Raw genomic sequence first — 25,084 nt, forward strand, 5'->3', positions numbered from 1 at the left:
ATTACTCCGAGTCGTTCTAACTTCTGTTCACCACCACTTTTTTCAACAAAGGGTCTATGACCGATGTCCCAATTGACAGCAGTGTAATCTAGGTCGCCGTTGCCCAAAGCCAGGTAAGCGGTGACGTATTCAATTTGTTTTGGCTGTTTGATGGTGTAACCAAGTTTTTCCAGACCGATGTTGACAATTTCGGTTTGGAATTGTTCTTCTTGCAAGCTGCTATAGACGGATTGTACGCTCACCCCTTTACCAGGCATGGCTAGATTAGAGTCTGTGGTTACTTGGGCTTGGGAGGGTTGTTGCCAAGTCATAAAACCCAGGAGTGCCAGTAAAATGGTTGCTCCAACAGTAGCCCAAGCCAGTTGTTGACCTGTGGAAGAGCGCACCAAACCAATTGGTCCTCGTTTCAACCAAGGGATTTGGTTGTTGCCTTGACTGACTATCTGAGTGATCCGATCCAGCATTACTGCGATTAGAACGATGCTCAATCCTCCCACAGCAGCTAGTCCCACATTCACCCGACCTAGTCCTTGCAATACCATCTGTCCAAGTCCTCCTACACCAATCATGGAGGTTACCACTGACATGGATAAGGCTAAGAGGATGGCTTGGTTGACTCCAGCCAAAATAGTTGGCATGGCTAGGGGAATTTGGACTTCGAATAACATTTGTGTCGGGGTTGAGCCAAATGCGATCGCAGCTTCGACAACTTCTGTGGACACTTGCCGAATCCCTAGGTTAGTCAAGCGAATCAGGGGGGGTATGGCAAAGACACAGGTTGCCATTACTCCAGGCACTGCACCAATCCCAAACAACATCACTACTGGCACAAGATAGACGAATGACGGTAGGGTTTGCATGGCATCGAGCAGGGGTCGCAGCACTTTCTCAATGCGATCGCTACTGGCACAGGCAATACCGAAGGTGATGCCTATCACCATGCAAAACACTACAGCGGTCACCACTAGGGAAAGAGATACCATGGCTTGGGTCCAGGCTCCCAAAAAGCCAATCAAGCTCAAAGCAGCAACACTATAAATCGCAATTCTGCCACCAGCCAGTTGCCATGCTATCAAGGCAATCAGAATCAGTAAAATTAATGGAGGAATCGATAGCAACAGCCATTCTATACTCTCCAGGGTGATGCTAATCGGTAGACTAATCCCTTGAAAGAAAGGACGAAAATTGTCAACCAGGAAATTCACTGCAGCAGTAATCCACTGCTGGAGGGGTAAGGTATAAAGCTCAAAGGGGTTCAGGATAATATCTAGACCTCCTTGGCTCTTGGCGATCACGAAAACAGATAGAGTCAAGGATTTCAACACAATAATACCAGTATTTTTATTAATATTATCATGCCAGGGAGCATTTATTTTGTCAGGGGTTGGTAATGGGTAAGCTAAAACCCATGGAACATGTTTTTTAGCAAGGCAAAAGGCAAGAGGCAAAAGGCAAGAGGCAATATTAAATAGTCAAAATATGACTAAGTTAACTTTTTTTAGTTTAATAATAGACATTTTAAATACAAAACTGCATAATCAATTAACTCATTAATAATCCATATATATTCTTGATTTTTTACTCAAGCAACTACTGCGTCAATACAATAATTACAGTAACAATAATTACAGTTTTTTGTATTAACAATAATTCTGATTTAATTGATTAAATCTTGTAAGCATTCATCGCAGCTGGGATAATTCTCCCCATTTCCCGTTCTTCCCGACTCCCGACTCCCGATTCCCTGCTCCCTAAAAAAATTGTAACAAAAATTCTAAAAATATGTTATAATATAAGTTTATTTTTGTGTTATAATAAAATCACGTCATAAAACACTAGCAATGTGCCATGACAAAAGCCAGCCTCAAGATTTACCACAGTCACCGGGCTGGCTTTGAATCCCCTATAAAAGAAGACCTGATTTATTATGACTTATGCAAATCGCCTACATCCGTGGGCAATCGTTCGCCTGTTGCCCAAGATGCAACGGGTTGTTGTTCGTCGGTTCCGCAACCGTTCCAATGCGGAGGGCCATATGCAAGCTCTAAAACGCCTTATGCCTGATGCTAAATTCGTGATTGTTTTTGATTTGGGCGAGCCTATCGGTGAAGAATCGTAGGGTTGAGCGGGAGTAGTTTAATGTTGAAGGTTTAATGTTGTGAGGTTGAAGGTTTAATGTTGAAGGTTATTTGGTTGAAGGTTGAAGGTTGTCAGGTTGAGGGTTGTTCGCGTAGCGTGGCCAAAGGCCAAGGTTATTTGGTTGTGGTAGGATACAGGCAAGATGCCTGTTCCACTAAGATTGCTTTGACACTCCCCACGATTAGAAATCGGGGGATTCTCGGTTCAGCGAGCCAACTTGCTCAACCAGGTCGGAACCAGGAAGAGTAGAGGTCGAGTCTCCCCGAGCGTTGATATAAGTTCCGGTGTGCCCCACCGTACTCAAGGCTTTCGTTAAGATGTTGATTGCGGCGTTGTGGTCTCTGTCTAACTCACATCCACATTCACAGACATGAGTTCTGGTTGATAGTGACTTTTTCACTACTGCACCACACGCCGAGCAGTTTTGGCTAGTATAAGCAGGATTGACTGCAACCGTAATCCTGCCAAATTTTTCGCCAAAATACTCTAGCCATTTCCTGAATTGATACCAACCTGCATCATTAATAGATTTAGCCAGACAATGGTTTTTAACCAGGTTTTTAACTCTCAAATCTTCATAGGCGACCAAGTCGTTAGACCGGATTACGCAACGTGCAACTCTCTTTGCATGTTCTTCACGCTGCCTACTTATTTTAAGATGTTGTCTACCTAGTCTATTAATCGCTTTCTTTCGGTTAGCGGAGCCTTTCTTTTTTCGGGAAACTCGGCGTTGATAGAATTTTAAGCGTTTCTCGCCTTTTCTGTAAAATCTAGGATTGGGTTCTGCATATCCATTTGAGTCCGTATAAAACTCTTTCAAGCCAACATCTAGGCCGACATTACAGCCAGTGGCTTGTAACTGTTCTGAAGTATCAACTTTTACGCAAAACTGAATGTAGTAGCCATCAGCTCTTTGGACTATACGAACCCGCTTGATGAGTTTCTGGTCGAAACGCCACAAGTCCCAAGTGCCCTTAAGCTTGACTTGACCTATCCCTTTCTTGTCGGTAAATTTTATAGATTTCTTGTCTGGGGATAGTTCCCACCCAGATTGCTTATACTCGACTGACCTAGAATACTTCTTGAACTTAGGGTATCCTTTCTTGCCAGGAACCTTCTTTTTGCAGTTGTCAAAGAAGCGTTTAATAGCGCGTTCTACGTTCTCAACAGATGCTTGACAAGCATGGCTGTTAAGATGTTTTACAAATTCAAATTCATCCCTTAGTTGAGTGTTGTAGCGATAGAGTTCTTTCTTTCCAATTCCACGATTATCCATCCAGAATCGGAGCACCTTGTTTCTGACAAAGCGAGCTGTCCTAATAGCTTCATTTATTGCTACTCTCTGACTCTCTTTCAAGACAGCCTTGAACTCCATTACCAGCACTCTATTCTCACCTCCTTTGGTGTAGTTTCTTTACTTACTATTATAGTCGTTCGCGCAGCGTCGGCTTTGCCGAATCCAAAGATGCTAAAGTTCCCGAGTAATCAGGGAATAAATTCCTGTTCGGGCTAACCCCATAGATAGAATCTAGGGGCTTGCGCCCTCAGGGTTTTCGGTCAGGATTCATCAAGCTGACTGCTGACAGCTGATGGCTGAATACTTACCCCGACTCCCGACTCCCGATTCCCGATTCCCGACTCCCGACTCCCGATTCCCGACTCCCGACTCCCGACTCCCGATTCCCTACTCCCCAGCCATAGAACGCCAATTACCAGAAGGAATAAAACTCGCCCAATAAATGGGATGCTGATACTCTGCACTTCCTAGCATTTGCAACTGAATCCTTCGCAAAGCTTCAGAACGCCCTTGGTTATCCTGCAATCCTTGATAATAAGACACCATTAGATCCTTGGTAACCTGATCATTTACTGCCCACAAACTAATGACTTGGCTTTCTGATCCGGCAATTACCAACGCTCGACGCAACCCATAGATTCCTTCTCCAGCACTGATATTGCCTAAGCCAGTATTACAAGCTGATAACACCACTAGCTTTGTACCTGATAAATTTAATCCCGTTGCTTCTAAGGCTGTAAAGATGCCATCTTCTAGATCATTGTCTGGCTGGTTGTTGTTAATTCCTGCTAATGCTAACCCTGAGCTAAGTAAGGCATTATCCCCTGACGTAAACTCTTCCGAATCAGGTCTTTCTTGGAAGAAACCATGGGTAGCAATATGTAGTATTCTCGGACGAGTAACCTGTTTTAATGCTGCTTCATTAGCTTCAGCACCCAACAACGGCTCTACACCCAGCATCTTTGCGATCGCGTTTACTTCCTCAAGAGCACCAGGTAAAGGGGATAAGCTAAACTCGGAAGGATTTAAGTCACCTAAGCTGCGGGTTGCTACTATCTGGTTTTCCTCCCCAAGGGCAGTAGTTTGAGCGGAATTCTCAAAATCTGGTGCTCCCAAAAGGACTGGTTGGGTGAGCTTGGGATTAGGATTGGATAATCTCAGTAAATCCCTACCAGAGGTGAGGTAGCTAAAACTATAGCTTTCTATTAAATACCGGTCGTCTTCATCTACTAAAGCTTCAAAGGGGATCAGGTTGAGGTAGCCGTCTGGAGACAGTAAAATCCTGCGGCTATTTCCCAACAAAGGACGGACTTTCGCCATCAGCTTCTCATCCACATTGCGGGCTGCTTGTTTTACCTTAGGGGTGGGAAGATATACGGTTTGAAGGGATAATTCAAGTATCTCCCACAGAGGTTTCAACCCATCTACTTCTCCTAAATCAATTCCTTGGGGTGCGCCTTGAGAACGGAGTACATAGGCGGCATAACGGGGATTACCAAAACTACCCTTTTTTTGATTGAAGGGTTTGTATTCTACAAATTCTACCAGTGCCGTATCCAATGGAATCAGTTGTTGAATAGTTTCGATAGTGACTGGTTGATTGATTTTGGCAAATTCACGACTGCGCTGACTAATTTTTGCGACTAGTTGCTGTTCCTGATTAGTTAATTCATCGAGTTGATTACGATATTCTTTCAGGGAAAGCTTATGCGGTCGGTTGTAGATGAGGTTAGCTAATTGGGTGCGAGTATCGTTTAGTCGGTATAGTAATTTTTGGCTTTGGAAATCTAAGCGTTTACGCAACAGTTGCTGACTATGGGTCAAGAAATCCAGTAAACGACCTTTGCGACGTAGGATAGTTGTTAACGCTAGACCAGCTGCTCTTTCATTATCGGGAGCTGAGTAATGGTGTAGATAAATAGCTCTATCTCTTGTGCCAGAGATAGTTTTCATGTACTCTCGTTTTTGCTTTTCAGCACCAGCGACCAGATTACGTTCTAGGTTTAGTTCTTCGATGTCTAATCCTGCTTCCAGAAACTTTAGGGCTTGCTCAATGTTTCCTTGACTGTGATGTAAAATAGCTAAATTATTGAGGTTGGTAGCCACAGATGGGTGTTCCTTGCCCAGCAACCGTCTCCACATCTTCAAAGATTGGGTATACAAGGGTTCCGCCTGTTGGTACCTTCCCATGGATTTGTAGAGTAACCCCAGATTATTCAGGCTTAATGCCACAGATGGGTGTTCGTCCCCCAGCAACCGTCTTGTCATCTCCAAGGCTTGGGTATACAAGGGTTCCGCCTGTTGGTACCTTCCGATGGATTGGTACAACGCCGCTAGATTATTGATGCTTAATGCCAGATCAGGGTGTTCATCCCCCAGCAACCGTCTGTTCATCTCCAAGGATTGGGTTAACAAGGGTTCCGCCTGTTGGTATCTTCCCATGGATTGGTAGAGTCCCGCCAGATTATTGAGGCTTTGTGCCACTAATGGGTGTTCCTCCCCCAGCAAGCGTCTATACATCTCCAAGGCTTCGGTATACAAGGGTTCCGCCTGTTGGTATCTTCCCATTAATTGGTAGAGTCCCGCCAGATTATTGAGGCTTTTTGCCACTAATGGGTGTTCCTGCCCCAGCAAACGTCTATACATCTCCAAGGATTCGGCATACAAGGGTTCCGCCTGTTGGTACCTTCCCATGACTTGGTAGAGATTAGCCAGATTATTGAGGGTTTTTGCCACTAATGGGTGTTCCTGCCCCAGCAAGCGTCTATACATCTCCAAGGCTTCGGTATACAAGGGTTCCGCCTGTTGGTAGCTTCCCATTGATTGGTAGAGTAAAGCCAGATTATTGAGACTTTTTGCCACATCAGGGTGTTCGTCCCCCAGCAACCGTCTATACATCTCCAAGGCTTCGGTATACAAGGGTTCAGCTTGTTCGTACCTTCCCATGGATTGGTAGAGTCCCGCCAGATTATTAAGAATTTTTGCCACATCAGGGTGTTGGTTACCCAGCAACCGTCTTTTCATCTCCAAGGCTTGGGTATACAAGGGTTCCGCCTGTTGGTACCTTCCCATAGCTTGGTAGAGTCCCGCCAGATTATTCAGGCTGGTTGCCACAGATGGGTGTTCGTTACCCAGCAACCGTCTAAACATCTCCAAAGCTTGGGTTAACAAGGGTTCAGCTTGTTCGTAGCTTCCCATAGCTTGGTAGAGTGCCGCCAGATTATTCAGGCTGGTTGCCACAGATGGGTGTTCGTTACCCAGCAACCGTCTAAACATCTCCAAGGCTTCGCTTAACAAGGGTTCAGCTTGTTCGTAGCTTCCCATCGATTGGTAGAGTAAAGCCAGATTATTCAGGCTTGATGCCACAGATGGGTGTTCGTTCAGCAACCGTCTAAACATCTCCAAGGCTTCGCTTAACAAGGGTTCAGCCTGTTGATACCTTCCCATAGCTTGGTAGAGTAAAGCCAAATTATTCAGGCTTTCTGCCAGATCTCGGTGTTCATCCCCCAGCAACCGTCTTCTCATCTCCAACCCTTGGATATACAAGGGTTCAGCTTGTTCGTACCTTCCCATTGAATCGTAGAGATTAGCCAGATTATTGAGGTTTATTGCCACATCAGGGTGTTCGTTCCCCAGCAACCGTCTGTTCATCTCCAAGGCTTGGATATACAAGGGTTCTGCCTGTTGGTACCTTCCCATTGAATCGTAGAGATTAGCCAGATTATTGAGGTTTATTGCCACATCAGGGTGTTCGTTCCCCAGCAACCGTCTTCTCATTTCCAAGGCTTGGATATACAAGGGTTCAGCTTGTTCGTAGCTTCCCATCGATTTGTAGAATAAAGCCAGATTATTGAGGCTGGTTGCCACATCAGGGTGTTCGTTCCCCAGCAACCGTCTGTTCATCTCCAAGGCTTCGGTATACAAGGGTTCTGCCTGTTGATACCTTCCCATGGATCGATAGAGTCCCGCCAGATTATTCAGGCTTTCTGCCAGATCTCGGTGTTCATCCCCCAGCAACCGTCTTCTCATCTCCAACCCTTGGATATACAAGGGTTCCGCCTGTTGGTACTTTCCCATGGATTGGTAAAGTAAAGCTAGATTATTCAGGCTTTCTGCCAGATCTCGGTGTTCATCCCCCAGCAACCGTCTTCTCATCTCCAAGGCGTCGGTTAACAAGGGTTCCGCCTGTTGGTACTTTCCCATTTCAAGATAGAGTTCCGCCAGATGATTCAGGCTTTCTGCCACATCTGGGTGTTCATCCCCCAGCAACCGTCTTCTCATCTCCAAGGCGTCGGTTAACAAGGGTTCAGCTTGTTCGTACTTTCCTATTTCACGATAGAGTTCCGCCAGATTATTCAGGCTTTCTGCCACATCTGCGTGTTCTTCACCGAGCGCTTGCTGTCGAATCCTCAAAGCTTCCTGGGCAAGGGGAATCGCTTCCGAATATTTCCCTTGCTCATTAAGATCAATGACTTGTTGAGTCAGTTGCTTAGCTTTGGTTAGTTGTGCTTGTGTTGATTCCTGTTGTTGGGCAATGGTAGTTTTTCCCACTGTGGGCTGGGGCGTAACTAGTCCTACTGAGAGCAAACTAACTAGAGTTGTTGCCCAAATTGTTGGCCGTTTTGGTTTATTTAAATTCATAGAAGCACCTACACAGAATTAATTCCCTATTCCCTGTTCCCTGTTGCCTTTCCTAAATTATGAACCTTTCCCAACTAACTATTCCGGTCACGATCATTCTTGCTCCCCAAGGAGGAGAATATCAAGCAATTTGTCGAGGAATCAACCAGATTACTGGTCGTCCATTACCTGTAATTCTATCTATTCCGATAGGAGCAGAGCCTGTAACTAAGTATCTAGAAACATGGTTACAAACTACAACAAGTTTGTCCCAGCACTCCCTACCTAAAATACTGCTAATGGGATTGTGTGGCAGCTTATCTCCTAACTATTCCGTTGGTGATATTGTTGTGTATAACGATTGTGTTGCTATCGACCGAAACCAAGATAGATCTAAACCACTGCTGGTGCAACAGTGCTGCAGCCAACTGACTAGCTTAGTTCAGCAGCAACTGGGCAACAAGGCTAATTTAGTCAGAGGATTGAGTAGCGATCGCATAATTTGGTCTAGTTTAGAAAAGCGTCAACTCGGTCAGAGCTACCAAGCTGATGTAGTTGATATGGAAGGATTTGCTACCCTATCGGTACTTAATCCCAAAGGATTTGCTGTAGCAATGGTAAGAGTGATTAGTGATGATAGCGACTACAATATCCCAGACCTCACCCCAGCCATTAGTGCTGATGGATCATTGAAACCCTTCCCCTTAGCCATGGGTATGCTAAAGCAACCAATAGCAGCTACTAGACTAATTCGAGGTTCTCTACGAGGGTTGAAAGTCTTAGAGGAATTAAGTATTAGACTTTTCTCTAACCGTCAAGCCTCAACAACAGAAGTCTGATTGGAACAACTGAGAGTAAGATGGAATCGCTGTTAATCAGGACAAGACGATTCGTCTTCGTATAAGTAATCAGTAATTAGTGAATATGGCATCAAAAGGCTTTCCCATCTTTATTGTATCTATGCTCAAGTCAATCATTGTTCTAGGAGGGCGTCATTGGTGGCTCTCTTTTTTATTGTGGATGGTTCTAATCGCACCAGTTCAGGCAGCGCTAGAACTGCGGGTAGCGGTTGAGCAGGGAGTCAAACAGGTAACCTTGGGGAGTTCCACCACAGCCATTGTCCGAGATGGGACAGGTCAAGCCGTGGGAAACTTAAACGCCATGGCGGGTATGACTGCGGAAACTAACGGTAGTGGAATTAAGTTAGGTCAGTGGCAAGGGAAATCCCTCTGGATTGAACCGAAAGACAATGGTTATGTTTGGATAGGCGATCGCTGGTACCGGGGACGCACTCGACTGGTTAGTTCTGACAATAAGTTAACAGCAGTCAACCATGTTGATTTAGAACACTATCTCTATAGTGTGATTGGCGCAGAAATGAGTCCCAGTTGGCCTATAGAAGCCTTGAAAGCCCAAGCAGTAGCGGCTCGTTCCTATGTGCTCCATCAGCGGAGCAAATCCAAGAGTGATATCTATGATGTAGGGGATACCCAGCGTTGGCAAGTTTACAAAGGTCTAAATAGCGAAACAGTAACCACCCATCAAGCGGTTAATGCCACAGCGGGACAGATAATGACGTATGGTAATAAAGTGATTCTGGCTGTTTTCCATGCTGCCTCTGGAGGACATACAGAAAATGTAGAAGATATTTGGTGGAGTGAACCCATTCCTTACCTACAGGGTGTACCTGATTACGATCAGGGCACACCAGTGTACCAGTGGACAAAAACCTTTTCTGCTAGTCAACTGAGCCAGAAGATTCCTGGTGTTGGTAATATTATCGCCATGACCCCAGTGGAGAGGACACCCCGAGGCAGAGTGATCACTCTTAAAGTAGAAGGCAGTAGGAATACAAAGACTATTAAGGGCAAGGAATTACGCAAAATCCTAGGTCTGAAAAGTAGGCTGTTTACGGTGTCTAAAACCGAAAATGGTTTCCAATTCAACGGTCGTGGTTATGGTCACGGATTGGGGTTAAGTCAGTGGGGAGCCTACAACTTATCCCGTCGGGGATTGAATTACCTACAAATTTTGAGTCACTATTATTCTAGTGCTCAACTATCCCAGATGGATTGATATCAAATAGCAAAGGGAACAGCGGATCTGGGAATAGGGAATAGGGAGTAGGGAGTAGGGAGTAGGGAGTAGATAACTTCAGATCACGAAACTTCTGAGAGGTTGTCTGAGAAGTCTCATTTGCTACATCCAAGCCCCCGTTGGTCCCCCAATTCTGGGGGACTTTTAGAAGCAAATTGACTCTTCCCCCAAAGTTGGGGGGTCAGGGGGGCAAAATTCAGTATCAAAAAACTTGGGAGATATCCTCTGAGTTCCCTGTTCCCTACAATCCACAACTTTCGTAACTCACCCTATTTAAAACGGCTATCTACTTTATGACTACCTCAAATTATAATCCATTAGTTAAGGTATTAAACAACTGGATTTTATCACTATTCATAATCTTAACTATTGTTGTTACCTTACTATCCATAACTAGCTATTTTTTTAGAGATAACATCTACTTAGAATTAACTACTAATTTTAAACATCAATATCTGGTATTAGGGGCGTTACCATTAAGTTATTTTGCCCTAACTCGCCGCAAACGTTGGTTGATAGTCACGTTATTTTGCTTATTGATTAACTTGACAGAAATCATTCCTTGGTATATACCTAAACTAAGCTTTGGCGCTTCCGGTGAACCCATGGGTCTGTTTCTGTTCAATGTCTCGTTTTCCAATACCCAGTATGGTGATGCTATTGCTCTGGTGAAAGAAGAAAAGCCGACTATTGCTGCTTTTTTAGAAGCTAAAGACCCTTGGCCTAAACAATTAGAAGCTTTAAGAGAGGTTTTACCCTATAATATCAGTATTCCAGAACTTCAGATTGAAGTATACAGTCGTTTACCATTACAAGAATCAGAAATTCTGGAATACGGAAAATCTCGTGGTCTGGTCAAATTAGATTTAAGCATTGCTGGGGCAGACGCTTCAGTCATTGTTACTCACTCCTATCCACAATTTTATTTTGGAAAGCAAGAGGATTTTGGAAACCAAGGGGATTTTGGTAAGCAAGGGGATTTGGAAAAGCAAGGTTGGCAGTGGCGCAATCAAGATTTAGAAGAGGAGATTGGGGATTATATCAGACAAATTGAAAAACCAGTGGTGCTAATTGGTGATTTAAACGTTACGATGTGGTCACCCTACTATAAAAGTCTAATTGAAAGTTCGGGATTGCGTGACGCTCGTGCTGGGTTTGGGATTCTACCAACTTTATCAAAATTTTCACCAGCCAACCCTTGGTTAGCTATTCCTGTAGACCACTGTTTAGTCAGTCGAGATGTTAAGGTGATCAAGATGAGAACTGGCCCTGATCTTGGTTCCGATCATCTCCCGGTAATTACTGATATAGCGCTACGGGCAAGTCAGAAGTCAGAAGTCAGAAGTCAGAAGTCAGAAGTTAGAAGTCAGAAGTTAGAAGTTAGAAGTTAGAAGTTAGAAGTTAGAAGTCAGATTTTGAATCAAATCTGAGTTACGTCACCGCCTCGTTCGCACAGCGTGGCCGTTCGCGTAGCGTGGCCAAAAGGCCAAAAGGCCAAGGCCAAAGCCTGTGCCACAAAGCTGACCACTGACAGCTGACCACTGACAGCTGACGGCTGACGGCTGTCTGCTTAGTAATTAGTGATTTATATCAAGATTCTGAGTAGCTCCTAACTCTAAACGCTGTTCCCACTCCCCATCAATTTGATCTTTCCTTTCGATATCCTGATCCAATAAATCCTTCTCACTGCTATAAACCAAATCTTCTTCCCGAATCACATTTTGAGCGGCAAACTGTTCCGCATAGGCAATCTTGTTCTGTAAAGCCTGATCAGCGTTATTAAGTGCGATCGCATTTTCCTGCCGTTCTCGATTCTGAGTTCTAATCTGCTCCTTTTTCCACTGAACCCAGAAATATCGAAGCAACGGTATGGCCAAGAATCCTACGCCATAAGCCAATAACAGAGGGTAAATTAGCTCCACAAATAGTACAAATCCCCCTAGCTGTGCAGCAATCTCACCCCCCTGCAACAGGGAACCGAGGACTAATGCTAGAACAAAGTTTACACTCCCTAACCCAATTGCCAGCATAATCTGCTCACTCCTTGCCTGAGAAAACTCCCATATCTTGGCACGAAGATAAGCTGGCACCGGTTGTTGATTCTGTTTGGCAGCAGTTGTCTGCAATTTAGGGAAGTGATAGACAATATCCCCTGACGGGCTAACTTCTGGGCGTCCGTCGAATCGGATTAGTACCGGTAACATATAGTCTTCAGACTCCCGCTGGTAGCTTTCTCCAAGGTCATCAAGATAGGGAGCAATCTGTTCAGCTGCCACAGCCCCCCCGGAATTGCGAATCACAGCACCAATGGTTTGCCAGCGACGTTCTTCTAAATCACTATTGGGATTGCCATCACCAAACAGAAAGGAGAAGACAGCTTCTAAAAAATTCATCTCATAGTCGTCATCCTGGTTATAACGGGAATTTCGCCGTCTCGAGCGATAATTATTGTGGGAGTAAGATGGGTTGAACCACCAAAACAGATCCGGTCCAATCCAGAAACGAGGCAAAAACAGGATTCCGCCGCCACCACCAGAACGTCTATTTCCTCCTCCGCCTCCTCCGCCAGAATCATTGTCACTGCCAGCTTTGAGGCTCAGAACAATAAATGCGATCGCAACAATCATCAACACAATCGAAAGCACTAGGAAAATCCCGAAAGAAATCCGAATCAGGTAAAACAGAACACCCCAAACCTTTTCCCACCATGCTTGCAACCGTAGCTTTAAGAACTTGTTGCGGAGAATAGCGCGAAAGTTTTTGGGAAACAGATAAGCAATATCCCCTGACTCTGCTACTTGTAAATGTCCACCTACTTCCGAGGCCAGGACAAGTAAACCTTGCTCGGCTTGATGGATGTTTAAACCCACTTGGGCCGCAACATCCCCAACAGTGACGCGGTAGTCTAGCTGCTCAACAGCTTTCATGATGGTGGGTAAGGGAGCCATAATTATGTTTTATAATACTTGTTGCGCTCAAAGATAATAGCTTTATCAAACAGAAAGGTCGGACAGGTCGGACATCACCGAACCGGAAAACATACTATGTATCCATGGGATACGATGAATGCCATCTGCTAGATCTATGTAAATTTCCCTACTATCTCTAGTATAGTTTTTTTTGAATTTGGCAATTTTGAGCAGGTTTTTTTATACTGAAATCCTTATTGATTCTTGAAAAGCGGTCAGATTTGTGCTGCTGTTGCCCCACTTCCAATACCTTGCCCTCTTGCCATCACCTTGGAGGTAATTTGCCAACAGTCCCTTATAATAGGAGGCTGACAGGAGTTAACAAAACTTAAGGGAGAAGCAGAGGTAGCAATGGCACTGATCACCACCGGCAAGTCATTCATCCGGGCACTAGAAAAGTCTGGTGCATTAGCAGTTTATGCACCATTAGAAGGTGGGTTTGAAGGTCGTTATCAGCGGCGTTTGCGGGCTGCTGGCTATACCACCGTTTCCATTACTGCCAAAGGACTAGGGGATCCAGCTGCTTATCTCACTGGAATTCACGGTGTTCGCCCTCCTCATCTGGGCAAGAAAAATATGGGTAAATCAGCTGCAGTCGGTGATGTTTACTACCTGCCGCCCTTGGTAAACTACCAACTGTCAGCCCTATCTCCCAACTCTAAAGGGTTGGTGCTGTGGATTATTGAAGGAATTATTCTATCTAGTCAAGAAGTTGAGTATTTAACGACATTGCCCCAGCAAGAACCACGAGTAAAAGTAATCCTAGAGATGGGAGGGGATCGTGCTTTCCGTTGGCAACCCCTCAAAGAGACAATGCCCGGACTAATTTCTGTAGCCAATTTCTAGTATCAGTATCAATGATGTCAGCTATCAGCTATCAGCTATCAGCTATCAGCTATCAGCTATCAGCGAACAGCGATTAGCGCTACAGATGGTGCTACTTGAGGTGCGGTCAGCGGTCAGCTTATTTTATTCAAAAGCACCGATTGCGCTACGCGCACGCTGCGCGAACAGTAGCCTCGCCTACGGCCAATGGCTGAATGCTGATAGCTGAATGCTGATAGCTGAATGCTGATAGCTGAATGCTGATAGCTGAATGCTGTTATCTTTATTGCTGATAGCTGAATGCTGATAGCTGATAGCTGATAGCTGAATGCTGATAGCTGAATGCTGATAGCTGATAGCTGAATGCTGATATTTCTCGATACCCAACCCCGTGAGTAGTCAAAAATGATAAGTTTGATACCCTAGAGGTGTAGGATGATAGTGGGTAAGACTAGCAATGCTCGAACAACGTGACTACACCTTAATCATCGATAAAAGTGGCAGCATGTCGATTAGGGATCAACTGGCTGGCAAAAGCCGTTGGCAAATGATGCAGGAGTCTACCCTTGCTTTAGCCAGTAAATGTGAAGAATTAGATCCAGATGGCATCACGGTTTATGTATTTGCTGGTCGCTTTAAACGCTACGACAATGTAACCGCAGATAAAGTCCTACAGATATTCCAGGAAAATGAACCATCGGGACGCACGGATTTAGCTGGTGTTTTACTCGATGCCACCAACGACTATTTTAAACGTAAGGCTAGTGGCCAAACTAAAGAAAATGGAGAAACCATCTTAGTCGTCACTGATGGGGAGCCTGATGAACGGAAAGCTGTGATGAAGGTGATCATAGAAGCATCACGGCGTATTGATGTCGATGAAGAACTAGGAATTTCCTTCATCCAAATCGGGAATGATCTCCAGGCAACTAAATTCTTAAAAATATTAGATGATGAGCTGCAAAATGCTGGGGCTAAGTTTGATATCGTAGATACCGTAACTATTGATCAGATGGAGGATATGACTCTCACTGAAGTTTTGATCAATGCTATTATTGACTAAAGGATTAGCATAGGTTAGTGGTATTTCTCCCGTCAGGGTTCGAGGTGCTTTAAGTTAACTGTTTCAAAAATATCCCTCAACAGTTAACAAGGTAATAGGAGATCAAAGTCGTGGAATCAATGGATGACTTGTTAGCTCAACTGAAAGCTGAATATGAACAAAAAGAGGCTGGTGTTCAACCGCAACAAAAGCCTCTGTTTCAGGAACAACCAGTTAATTCGCCACTAACTGATCCACCAACTAGTGAATCACCATCGAAAATACCTGATTGGGTATCTACTGCTCAGGATCAGGAGCTGGCTGAGATGAGAACAGAGTTTGAGAACAAAGACCAAGAAGAAGCTCTCAAACAACAGCAGGAACGAGAAGCTGAACAAAAACGAGTTCAGCAGCAAAAGCAAAGAGAACGAGAAGCCCTTAATGAGCAAGCGACTGAGTGGCTAAAAAACTTAACTCCAAACTCAGCGGAAGGCTTGTGGTTTGAAGAGTTTTCTGATTCCTATCCCTCCAAACTGGAGGCAGCAATTGACTATTTGCAAGCCTTGAAAGAAACTCAGTCTTGAGTGCCAGACTCGTCAAGTATCATCTTTTGGTAACCAATATCCGATTTTTTTAATTATAATGATTATCTTAATCAATGTTTTTAGTTGTGTTACCTTTTGAAGTGCGGAATGTAGGCAGGAAAGCTTGATTATCCACAGTTTTCACAGGTCAGGGTGCGGAATGAAGAATATAGGACTGAGTTCTAAGTACCTCACCACAAGAACAGTTAACCAAATATTCCACAAGGCAAACGTTATTGCAGTAGACAGTGCTGCCCCAATCATACCAAATAAAAGAATACCAATTCCATTCAAAACAACATTTAAACCCGCAGCTGTCCCGTATACAATCAGGGCTTGATTTTGATGTCCCGTCATGATCATCAGGAAAGCAGCTGAGCCACACAGAGAATTAACTAACTGCCCCATAACCAGAATCAAGAGCGTCCCATTTCCACTGGCAAACTCTGGTCCAAAAAGACTCAAGATTGCTGGGGCAAATAGGATGAGGAAAACAGCGATAAGGAGGGAAGGCCAGAAAATCCAAACACTGGCGGTGGAAATAGCCTGTTTTAATCCAAGGCGATCGTTCTGTTTATAGAATCGGGCAAATTCAGGGGCGACGACCATAGTGACCGTTTGTAGCACAAAGCCTACCCAAAGGGATGTCTTAGTTGCTACCTCATAAACTCCCGCCTGTTGAGGCCCCAATAGGGAACCGACCATAATCACATCAGTTTGCTGTAGGATAATCCCAAAGCCATTCATTAACCACAGTACAACACCGACCTTCAGCCAATCTCCGTAGGCATAAATTGGTTCGGCTTGCTCTACACTCTGGTTTAATCTCTCCCCAATTAGCCACAGTTGACCTAGTACAACAACGAGGATGACCAGTACATTAATATCAATAATGCGAACACCAGACAGGTCACCAAATTCCTCGAAAACAACAAAACCACTGACTAAAATCAACACAGGGACAAAAATATAATATGGGGTATAGGCGAGGTTAATGTCTCCTAAAGCTGTAGCTGTTTCCCTTTGTAGCAAAATCAAAGCAAACAGAGGAACGAGCCAAATCCCGATCGTTAATGGGTTAGCGTAGATAAAACGGTGATAGGAGTTAAGTCCAAAAATTAATCCTGTCCCCACCAAAGCAATGGCAATTCCTAACAGCAAATTGATCACCCAACTGAACCGAATAATTCCTCGCAGTAAACCCCAAGATTCAGTAACACTATACTCAGATACAAACCGCAAAACAGTATGAGGCAAGCCCAAACAGGCCAAGATACTGAGTAAAAAACTTAGAGAAAAAACATAAGCGTAAATCCCATATTGAGTCTCTCCCATCCAACGAGCTAGGCAGATTTGTAAGAGATAAGTTAGGATAAATCCTATCACTCGTATCACAATTGCAATAACTGTGCTTTGGCCTAGGGCTTGTAATTGTAGACCTTTAGAATTAGAAAACGTTTTGGACATTAAGTTAACAAAGGGTTTGATCGCAACTCTGACCAGAAAATCATTTGCGTAGTGTACCGTAGGGACGTAACTACGAACTATTATAACTAGACTTTAGCCAAAAAAAAGTTTATCGTATTTTTCAAATCAATCAGGGGGTAAAATCTTATAATGAGACACAAACTAAACTTTTTTACGCACTGGAGACCTGGTAATCCTAACTTAGCATCAAATTATGGTTCGTCATATTCAACCTGCTTAAAATTATGCTCAAAGGTATTTTATTATAAAAACTGATAATTTTGCTGAATGGTTTCTGTTGCTTGCTATGTTAGTACCTAGTATTCTACTAACAACAACTTATCTGAATATTCGCCCCCAGTAGGCTTCTTGTAGGGCGTTGCTTAATAATGGAATGATTTTAAGAGTGAGGTGGAATGGGCATCTTGCTTGTTACCAATATTTTCGAGCGGGCCGGATGCCCACTCTACTCCTATTCATTTTTGTTCAATTCGATAATGTCGTTCGTAGTGTTTGGGCAAGCACTTTAACATTAGGCTCTTGGAACATGGTGGTATGATTCCCAGGAAGCCAGTGAAGTTCGGTGCCTCCAGTGACTAAGTCTGCCCAGCCTAGACTAGCATCTTGGGCATTGGCTGCTTCTCCTTCGGTTGCCTGGAAAAGAATCCCTGTGCCATTGTAAGGCTTAGGGGTGTAAGACATTAGACCTTTAAGATGCCCTCTGAACACTTCCAGTAACCGTTTAACCTGTGCCACACCAAAATCAGGGGGAATTTTTTGGGCTGTTTTTACCTGTTCAATTAAATGGCACAGTTGCTTCTCCCGACTCAGATTGTCCAAGGTTTTGAGGGTCTGTGGTAAATCAGGGAGATGTCGTTTAAATAAGCGAACCAAGAAGATAACATCATCATCCATGGTGTGAGCCTCTTCTCGATCGATGGGGTCAGCAATGTTCATATCAATCAGGATGAGTTTAGACACCTCATGTCCCTGACTTTGGAGTTGTTGTGCCATCTCAAAGGCCACTACTGCACCAAAACACCACCCTCCAATCTGATAAGGTCCTTGGGGCTGAACGGTCTGCATCCCTTGAATGTAATGGGCGGCCATGTCTTCAACTCGATCGTAGGGTTTTTGATCCCCATCCAATCCCAAGGACTCTAGAGCATAAAAGGGGAACTCTGGGGCAAGATAGCGGGCTAATTCTCGATACCAAACCACAGTTCCAGCCCCTGGATGAACGCAGAAAAAGGGAGGCTGGACTCCTTTGGGCTGTAAAGGAACTACCGTGGATCTTGACCACTGGGACGAATTCCCTTCCTTACTCAAAAGCGCCGCTAGATGTTCCACTGTCCCCTCCTCAAAAAGGACGGATACCGGTAGTTTTTGACCAAACTGTTGCTCAATACGACTGATCAAACTAACCGATAGGAGTGAATGCCCCCCAAGGTCAAAAAAGTTATCTTGAAGTCCAATAGGAGCCACATTAAACAGGGATTCCCAAAGTTGCACCAACTCTAACTCTAAAGCAGTACGAGGCGGGATTTTCCCCCCGTTATCCTCAAGACTTAGGCTTGGTACAGGTAAAGCACGACGGTCTAGCTTCCCGTTGGCACTCACGGGTAAAGAGTCCAGGGTCACAAAAACACTGGGAACCATGTAATCCGGCAGTTTTTCTTTGAGGAATTGCCGTATTTTGGCGGGGGTCACGGTTGTGCCTTGGGGATGGGTGACATAGGCAACCAACTGGGGATTTCCTGGGCTATCTTCCCGTACAACCACCACCCCTTCTTGCACTTGGGGATGTTGACCTAAAACAGATTCAATCTCACCCAACTCAATGCGAAAGCCTCGTAGCTTCACTTGATGATCTATGCGTCCGAGATACTCCAAATTCCCATCAGGTCGCCATCGGGCCAAGTCACCCGTTTTGTAAACTTGCTCCGTTTTATCCCAGAGGTCGATGGTGATGAATCGCTCTTTTGTTAAGTCAGGTCGATTCAAATAGCCTTGGGCTAACCCCACCCCAGCAATAAACAGTTCCCCTGGTATGCCCACAGCCACAGGTTGATTGTGACAATCGAGGATATAAATCCGGTTGTTGGCAATGGGTTGACCAATACTCGGTAAATCCTCCCACGCCTCAACTGATTTCGGTAAACTAAAAGCTGTCACTACATGACTTTCGCTCGGTCCATAGTGATTGTGTAACCGACAATGGGGTAAAGCCTTAAAGAAAGCCCGAATTGATGGGGTAATGCGCAGTTGTTCTCCAGCAGTAATAATGTGCTTTAAGGACAAGGGTAGCCCTTGGGTTCCATAGTCTGCCAAATGTTGTAAAGCCACAAAGGGCAGATAGAGGCGATCAATCTGGTGTACTGATAAATAATCCAGTAATGCAGAAACATCTCGGCGGGTTTCATCTCCAATCAACACCAATTCACCACCGGTCGAGAATGTACTAAAAATTTCTTGGAATGAAACATCAAAGCTTAGGGTTGTAAACTGTAAAGTCTTGGCAGGTTGATCTAAACCCGGTACACTACGTTGCCAATTGATTAAGTTAATCAAAGCCCCTTGAGGCATGGCAACCCCTTTGGGTTTGCCCGTGGAACCAGAGGTATAAATGACATAGGCCAAGTCATCGGGTGTCCTTGCTAAAGTGGGGTTTTCCATCCCACAGTGCCCACTCCCACCGTCAATCAACGGTTCGGCAAAAGATAAGCTATCCAGACAAAGAACTTGACAGGAATGCTTCAACTCAGCCAGGGGTAAATGATTGGTTAGTGTGGTTTGAGTTAATAAGATTGGAGTAGCTGCATCTTCGATAATCAAACGAATTCGATCTTGGGGATAATTGGGGTCAATGGGAACATAAGCCCCACCCGCTTTAATCACCCCTAACACACCAATAATCATGTCCAAAGACCGTTCCAGGCAGATTCCGACCAAAGTATTAGGCCCAATAGCTTGGTTTTGGCGTAGATAATGGGCTAGTTGATTGGCTTTTTGATTCAGTTGTTGATAACTTAAGCGATCGCTGCCAAAACTTACTGCAATTCCGTTAGGGGTTTTAAGGACCTGTTGCTCAAATAAATCAGCGAGTGTTTGTGGGGGATAATCACAGTCTGTGGAATTCCAAGTTTTTAGTTGTTGAATTTCTTCTGGACTCATCAACGAAAAGCTATGAATACCCTGTTCAGGATTCTCTACAATCCCATTGAGTAACACGGTAAAATGTCTTGCCATCCGTTGAATGGTCTCTGGTTCAAACAAGTCGCTATTATAATCCCATTCTCCTTTTAAACCCTGCTGGGTTTCTTTCATCAATAGGGTCAGATCGAATTGAGTAGTAACATCTTCCCATGGCCAAGGACGAATGGTCAATCCCTTAAGGTTTAACTCTTCCATTGGTGCATTGTTTAAGGTAAACATCACCTGAAATAAGGGATTATGACTCAAAGAACGATCTAACTGCAATTCCTCCACTAACTTCTCGAAGGGTAAATCTTGATGAGAATAAGCCTCTAAAGCCGTTTGTCTTACCCTGGTCAAAAGCTCTTTAAAGCTAGGGGTTTCTTCTAGGTTAATTCTGAAGACAAGAGTGTTAACAAAAAAGCCAATAAGCGCTTCTAATTCATGATGATTACGATTGGCAATGGGAGAACCAATCGCTAAATCATCTTGATTACTATACCGTGACAGTAACACTGAAAAAGCTGCCAAAAGGGTCATAAATAAGGTTGTTTCTGACGATTGGCTTAAGGTTTTTAGCTTCTCAGTTAACTCTTGATAAATTTCAAAAGATTCAGAGCTTCCTCGAAAATGCTGGACGGCTGGACGATTTTTATCGGTAGGGATTTCTAAAACTGCAGGCATTCCTGCTAATTTTTCCTGCCAATAATTCAGTTGTTGATCTAGGTTGGTTCCCTGGAGCCATTGACGTTGCCAGTGAGCAAAATCGGCGTACTGAATCGCTAATTTCGGTAAAGAGCGAAGTGCTTCTGTAGAATAGTTTTCGTATAATGTGGATAATTCACGAGTAAAAATCCCCATCGACCAGGCATCACAAACAATGTGGTGCATCACCAATAATAAGATATGATATTGGTGATTAAACCGTATAATTTTACCTCTTAATAAACGATCGTGTTCGAGGTTAAAAGACTGTTGTAATTCTTCTTTAGCTAACTGTTTTACTTTTTTTATCTGTTCTGAAAATGGTTTATAGTCTAGATCAATAATCGGCAAGTTTATATGTGCAATTGGCGTTATTATCTGCACAGGTTGGTCATCAATCAGACTAAAGTTAGTTCGTAGAACTTCATGCCGTTGTATAATCTCTGTAATGGCTTTCGTCAAAGCATCAGGATTAAGATCTCCTTTCAATTCTAAATATAAAGGAACATTGTAATGATAACTTTGTTCTTCCAGTCGATCGAGAAACCATAATCGAGTTTGAGCAAAAGATAGGGGAATAGGTTTTTCCCTTGAGACTGGTTTAATTGACGGGTTCTGTTTTACCTTTTCTATAACTGATTTTTTTGGTTTCTGCCTCAGTTTTTTCAACACCAGCTCGCGCTTGTGTAATGGAAGATTTTCAAGCCGTTTTAGTAAGTCACTCATCAGTCATCAGTTTTTTTATCAATTAAATTAATATAGACGAATCTATACAAGTTTGATCATTCTTAATAAAGAATTGCTATAGCTTTTCTGGAATTTTTGAGGTACGCTTCTCAACCTCAAAGTCCCCCTTTTTAAGGGGGATTTAGGGGGATCGCTTCGTAACTCATAGCTATAATAATTGCTATAATTACTAATTATTCATTAGTAATTGTTCATCCACTTCATCATCTGACAATTCATTAACCTCATTTAAAATCTGCTCTAGGTCATCCAGTTCTGATACTTCAAATTGCTTCTCAATCACTTTCTCTCCCAGTTCGAGAATAGTTGGATATTCAAACAAGCAACTCACAGGTAACTCAATAGAATAGGCTTCTCGAACCCTTGAAATTACTTGAGTTGCTAACAGAGAATGTCCTCCCAATTCAAAAAAGTTATCGTTGATGCTAACCTGTTCTATCTTTAAAACCTCACGCCAAATGGTTGCCAATTCAGTTTCAGTGGAGGTGCGGGGCGCGACAAAATTTCCGCCAAGATGTCTCTGGGACAAGTCGGGGGTGGGTAAAGCACGACGATCGATTTTACCATTAGGAGTAAGGGGTAATTTTTCTAAAAATACAAACCCTGAAGGAATTTTGTATAGAGGAAGTTTCTGTTTACAGAAGTTGCGGACTTGAGTCCGATCGAGTTCCGATTTTTGAGTAACAAGATAAGCCACAAGGCTGTGATTACCAGGAGGCTTTTCATAAGCCATTATCACTGCCTCTTTTACGTCTGGATGTTGAGTTAAAACTGTTTGAATCTCTCCAGGTTCAATGCGAAAACCACGAATTTTTAGCTGGTGATCAACTCGCCCTAAAAACTCAATTTTTCCATCAGGTAAATAGTACGCTAAATCTCCAGTTTTGTACAAACGTTCTTCTATTTCTGGACTAGCTATTTCTGGACTAAAAGGATTAGAAATAAATTTCTCTTGAGTTAACTCAGGACGGTTTAAATAGCCTTGGGCTAAGCCCACCCCACCAATGTAAATCTCTCCTGCTACACCAATAGGAACCGGTTGCAAATGAGAATCAAGGATGTAAGTCGTTACATTGGGAATGGGACGACCAATAGAAGGTTTCTCTTCATCTCCACTCACCACGGCAACGGTGGCGCAAACGGTTCCTTCAGTAGGGCCATAAGCATTCAAAAAACGACGACCTTTACCCCACTGTTTGACCAGTTGACTTGTACAAGCCTCTCCAGCCACAATCAGAGTTTTCAAAGCTGATAAATCATCGGGTGGTAAAACAGCTAAAGCTGAGGGTGGTAGGGTAACATGGGTAATCTTGTACCGATTCAAGGTTTGCACGAGGTCTGCCCCTGGCAACAAAGACGTTGAATCCTCTAAAACGAGAGTTGCCCCAGCCACCAAGGTCACGAAGATTTCAAAGACGGAAGCATCAAAACTCAAGGAAGCAAATTGAAGGACTCGACTGTGAGGCTGTATCTCCAAGAAGTCTTTCTGTCCATGGGCTAAGTTACATAATCCTTGGTGTGTAACTAAGACTCCTTTGGGTTTTCCTGTGGAACCGGATGTATAAATGACATAAGCTAAATGATTAGCATCAATGCTAGGAGTCAGGTTGTCTTGACCATGAGTGCGAATTAAGTCTCGCTCTCTATCCAAACAGATAATCTGTGCTTTGTGGTCTGGCAAATTCTGCACTGAGGTCTGTTGAGTCAGTAACACAGAGAAGTCAGAATCATTAAATAGATAATCTAAGTGTTCCTTTGGATAGGTTGGGTCTAGAGGGACATAAGCACCACCAGCTTTTAGAATTGCCAAAATCCCAATGATCGCTTCTACTGATTTCTCAACACAAATTCCTACTAACTCCCCTGGTTTCACTCCCAAAGATTGCAAGTAGTGCGCCAGTTGATTGGCCTCATGATTCAATTCTAAATAAGTTAATTGTTGCCCTTTATACACCACTGCAACTGCATTAGGGGCTTTATTCACCTGCTCTTCAAAGAGGTGATGAATACATCTATCCCATGGATAATCTTTTTCTGTTTTATTCCATTCAACTAATAGTTTGTGCCGTTCTTCTGCCGTCAATATGGATACTTGATCAAGTTGCCGTTGGGGGTTTTGTCCTATCTCCACCAATAAAGTATGAAAATGCTCCATGAGGCGGTTAAGGGTATTGGCACTAAAGCGATCAGTATCGTAGAGTACTTTGATTGATAACTCTACACCAGGAACTGCCACCACCGTCAGAGGATAATTGGTATGTCCAAACCCCCGAAACTCCCCAACGTCCAAACTTCCTTTCTGTTGGGACTCTTTCATGGGGTAGTTTTCAAACACCAAAATGCTTTCAAATAAAGGCGTTCCCTGGGGGACATCGCTCAGGGTTTGAATCTCAGCCAGGGGATAGTAGGCATATTGCTCTTGTTCAATTTGTTGGGCTTGTAATTCCTTGAGCCATGGTAACAGCTCAGTTTCCCTGGCAACCTTAACCCTGGTTGCCAAGGTATTGATCAACACTCCCACCATCGATTCCACTCCCGGCAGAGTTGTGGACCGACCAGAAACCGTGGCACCAAAGATAATATCGGACTCTCCACTATAACGGGATAGTAAAATTGCCCAGGCTCCTTGCACCACAGTATTGAGGGTTAAATGATGCTGTCGAACCAAGGATTGTAGTTGGTTGGTATTCTCTGGAGATAAAGAGAAGCGTTGTTCTTGGTGGCCTTTGGTTTGTTGTTTCCCTTGATTAACCCTGATGACTGTGGGAGATTCAAATCCTTGGAGTTTTTGCTGCCAAAAGGTCTTGGCTTGTTCTAGGTCTTGTTGTTTTAACCAACTGATATAGTCTCGGTAGGGACGTGGAGACTTTAGGTGTAAGGCTTCTCCTTTAATTGTGGCTTCATAGAAGGCAAAGGCTTCTTGAAGAACGATCGCCATCGACCAGCCATCGAAGAGGATGTGGTGATGACTCCAAAGCAATTGATAGGTTTGATCACCCAGTTGGATCAAATTCAACCGCATGAGGGGGGCTTGTTCTAAATCAAACCCAAGGCGACGATCACTGTCTAATAAGCCTTCTAAACGATACTGTTGCTCTTGTGCTGTCAAATCTTGCCAGTGGTGGTATGTCCAAGGGAGTTCCACCTGTTTGTGTACGACTTGTAAAGGGTCATCCACTTCTTCCCAATAAAAGGAACTCCTTAACACAGGATGGCGTGCCACCACTTGCTGCCAGGCTTGTTCTAACACTGCACCTTTCAATGTTCCTTTGATTGTGCAGAGTAATTGCTCGAAATACACCTCCGACTCCGGCTCATACACCGTATGAAAGAGCATTCCCTGCTGCATGGAAGACAGTTCGTAAATCTCTTCAATGTTTTTGTTCTCCATGATGAG

The 25,084-nt window shown here is 43.9% G+C and carries 16 protein-coding genes; 8 read left to right on the forward strand and 8 right to left on the reverse strand.

Annotation, left to right across the window (positions count from 1 at the left end):
* On the reverse strand, positions 1-1,448 hold a 1,448-nt coding region (locus F6K38_RS15290), incomplete at its 3' end, for an ABC transporter permease subunit (RefSeq protein ID WP_287356864.1).
* 479 nt (positions 1,449-1,927) lie between these two features.
* Here F6K38_RS15290 and F6K38_RS15295 point away from each other — a divergent pair.
* Positions 1,928-2,119 carry a hypothetical protein gene (locus F6K38_RS15295; RefSeq protein ID WP_287252854.1) on the forward strand — a complete coding sequence of 64 codons (192 nt, stop codon included), beginning with the start codon at positions 1,928-1,930 and terminating at the stop codon, positions 2,117-2,119.
* A 201-nt stretch (positions 2,120-2,320) separates the two neighbouring features.
* Here the strand turns inward: F6K38_RS15295 and F6K38_RS15300 are convergent, their stop codons facing one another.
* Complete coding sequence (locus F6K38_RS15300; protein WP_287356866.1) at positions 2,321-3,523, reverse strand: RNA-guided endonuclease InsQ/TnpB family protein; 1,203 nt, start codon at positions 3,521-3,523, stop codon at positions 2,321-2,323.
* 205 nt (positions 3,524-3,728) lie between these two features.
* On the opposite strand from F6K38_RS15300, the gene F6K38_RS15305 reads away from it, so the two are divergent.
* Positions 3,729-3,878, forward strand: coding sequence for a hypothetical protein (locus F6K38_RS15305; protein ID WP_287356868.1), 150 nt, complete (start codon positions 3,729-3,731; stop codon positions 3,876-3,878).
* Here F6K38_RS15305 and F6K38_RS15310 read toward each other — a convergent pair.
* A complete protein-coding gene (locus F6K38_RS15310) occupies positions 3,824-8,077 on the reverse strand; it encodes a CHAT domain-containing protein (protein ID WP_287356870.1) in 4,254 nt (1,417 codons plus the stop codon). The genes F6K38_RS15305 and F6K38_RS15310 overlap by 55 nt on opposite strands.
* Positions 8,078-8,136: 59 nt before the next feature.
* On the opposite strand from F6K38_RS15310, the gene F6K38_RS15315 reads away from it, so the two are divergent.
* Both F6K38_RS15315 and F6K38_RS15320 read left to right on the forward strand, forming a co-directional pair.
* Positions 8,137-8,895, forward strand: a complete 759-nt coding sequence (locus tag F6K38_RS15315) for a 5'-methylthioadenosine/S-adenosylhomocysteine nucleosidase family protein (protein WP_287356872.1) — start codon at positions 8,137-8,139, stop codon at positions 8,893-8,895.
* Between the two features lie 85 nt (positions 8,896-8,980).
* On the forward strand, positions 8,981-10,132 hold the full coding sequence (locus tag F6K38_RS15320) for a SpoIID/LytB domain-containing protein (RefSeq protein WP_287293818.1): 1,152 nt from the start codon (positions 8,981-8,983) through the stop codon (positions 10,130-10,132).
* Here the strand turns inward: F6K38_RS15320 and F6K38_RS15325 are convergent.
* Positions 10,104-10,265: a hypothetical protein gene (locus tag F6K38_RS15325; RefSeq protein ID WP_154659976.1), complete on the reverse strand. Its 162-nt coding sequence runs from the start codon at positions 10,263-10,265 to the stop codon at positions 10,104-10,106. The genes F6K38_RS15320 and F6K38_RS15325 overlap by 29 nt on opposite strands.
* Before the next feature lie 181 nt (positions 10,266-10,446).
* On the opposite strand from F6K38_RS15325, the gene F6K38_RS15330 reads away from it, so the two are divergent.
* Complete coding sequence (locus tag F6K38_RS15330; RefSeq protein ID WP_287356874.1) at positions 10,447-11,544, forward strand: endonuclease/exonuclease/phosphatase family protein; 1,098 nt, start codon at positions 10,447-10,449, stop codon at positions 11,542-11,544.
* Positions 11,545-11,730: 186 nt separating this feature from the next.
* On the opposite strand, the gene F6K38_RS15335 is transcribed toward F6K38_RS15330, so the two are convergent.
* Entirely contained in the window at positions 11,731-13,101 is a 1,371-nt protein-coding gene (locus F6K38_RS15335; RefSeq protein WP_287356875.1) for a hypothetical protein, read from the reverse strand.
* A 372-nt stretch (positions 13,102-13,473) separates the two neighbouring features.
* Here F6K38_RS15335 and F6K38_RS15340 point away from each other — a divergent pair, with 372 nt between their 5' ends.
* From F6K38_RS15340 to F6K38_RS15350, 3 genes are all read left to right on the forward strand, one after another.
* Entirely contained in the window at positions 13,474-13,968 is a 495-nt protein-coding gene (locus F6K38_RS15340; RefSeq protein WP_008190716.1) for an NAD(P)H-quinone oxidoreductase subunit N, read from the forward strand.
* 436 nt (positions 13,969-14,404) lie between these two features.
* On the forward strand, positions 14,405-15,010 hold the full coding sequence (locus F6K38_RS15345; RefSeq protein ID WP_008190718.1) for a vWA domain-containing protein: 606 nt from the start codon (positions 14,405-14,407) through the stop codon (positions 15,008-15,010).
* Positions 15,011-15,129: 119 nt separating this feature from the next.
* The gene (locus tag F6K38_RS15350) at positions 15,130-15,573 is read left to right on the forward strand and encodes a salt stress protein, Slr1339 family (protein WP_287356885.1); all 444 of its coding nucleotides are present in this window, start codon (positions 15,130-15,132) and stop codon (positions 15,571-15,573) included.
* 141 nt (positions 15,574-15,714) lie between these two features.
* Here F6K38_RS15350 and F6K38_RS15355 read toward each other — a convergent pair whose 3' ends face one another.
* From F6K38_RS15355 to F6K38_RS15365, 3 genes are all read right to left on the reverse strand, one after another.
* On the reverse strand, positions 15,715-17,040 hold the full coding sequence (locus F6K38_RS15355; RefSeq protein ID WP_287356877.1) for a lipopolysaccharide biosynthesis protein: 1,326 nt from the start codon (positions 17,038-17,040) through the stop codon (positions 15,715-15,717).
* A 486-nt stretch (positions 17,041-17,526) separates the two neighbouring features.
* A complete protein-coding gene (locus F6K38_RS15360; protein WP_287356880.1) occupies positions 17,527-21,666 on the reverse strand; it encodes a non-ribosomal peptide synthetase in 4,140 nt (1,379 codons plus the stop codon).
* Between the two features lie 190 nt (positions 21,667-21,856).
* A complete protein-coding gene (locus F6K38_RS15365) occupies positions 21,857-25,078 on the reverse strand; it encodes a non-ribosomal peptide synthetase (RefSeq protein WP_287356881.1) in 3,222 nt (1,073 codons plus the stop codon).
* Positions 25,079-25,084 lie beyond the last annotated feature (6 nt).

It is taken from the genome of Moorena sp. SIO3B2 (genome assembly GCF_010692525.1).
GTDB classification, from domain to species: Bacteria; Cyanobacteriota; Cyanobacteriia; order Cyanobacteriales; family Coleofasciculaceae; genus Moorena; species Moorena producens.

Bases quoted from the DNA above. Each gene is read 5' to 3' on its own strand.
- F6K38_RS15350 (WP_287356885.1), top strand. From the start codon at position 15,130: ATGGATGACTTGTTAGCTCAACTGAAAGCTGAATATGAACAAAAAGAG.
- F6K38_RS15355 (WP_287356877.1), bottom strand. From the start codon at position 17,040: ATGTCCAAAACGTTTTCTAATTCTAAAGGTCTACAATTACAAGCCCTA.
- F6K38_RS15335 (WP_287356875.1), bottom strand. From the start codon at position 13,101: ATGGCTCCCTTACCCACCATCATGAAAGCTGTTGAGCAGCTAGACTAC.
- F6K38_RS15360 (WP_287356880.1), bottom strand. From the start codon at position 21,666: ATGAGTGACTTACTAAAACGGCTTGAAAATCTTCCATTACACAAGCGC.
- F6K38_RS15295 (WP_287252854.1), top strand. From the start codon at position 1,928: ATGACTTATGCAAATCGCCTACATCCGTGGGCAATCGTTCGCCTGTTG.
- F6K38_RS15320 (WP_287293818.1), top strand. From the start codon at position 8,981: ATGGCATCAAAAGGCTTTCCCATCTTTATTGTATCTATGCTCAAGTCA.
- F6K38_RS15340 (WP_008190716.1), top strand. From the start codon at position 13,474: ATGGCACTGATCACCACCGGCAAGTCATTCATCCGGGCACTAGAAAAG.
- F6K38_RS15310 (WP_287356870.1), bottom strand. From the start codon at position 8,077: ATGAATTTAAATAAACCAAAACGGCCAACAATTTGGGCAACAACTCTA.
- F6K38_RS15345 (WP_008190718.1), top strand. From the start codon at position 14,405: ATGCTCGAACAACGTGACTACACCTTAATCATCGATAAAAGTGGCAGC.
- F6K38_RS15330 (WP_287356874.1), top strand. From the start codon at position 10,447: ATGACTACCTCAAATTATAATCCATTAGTTAAGGTATTAAACAACTGG.
- F6K38_RS15365 (WP_287356881.1), bottom strand. From the start codon at position 25,078: ATGGAGAACAAAAACATTGAAGAGATTTACGAACTGTCTTCCATGCAG.
- F6K38_RS15315 (WP_287356872.1), top strand. From the start codon at position 8,137: ATGAACCTTTCCCAACTAACTATTCCGGTCACGATCATTCTTGCTCCC.
- F6K38_RS15305 (WP_287356868.1), top strand. From the start codon at position 3,729: ATGGCTGAATACTTACCCCGACTCCCGACTCCCGATTCCCGATTCCCG.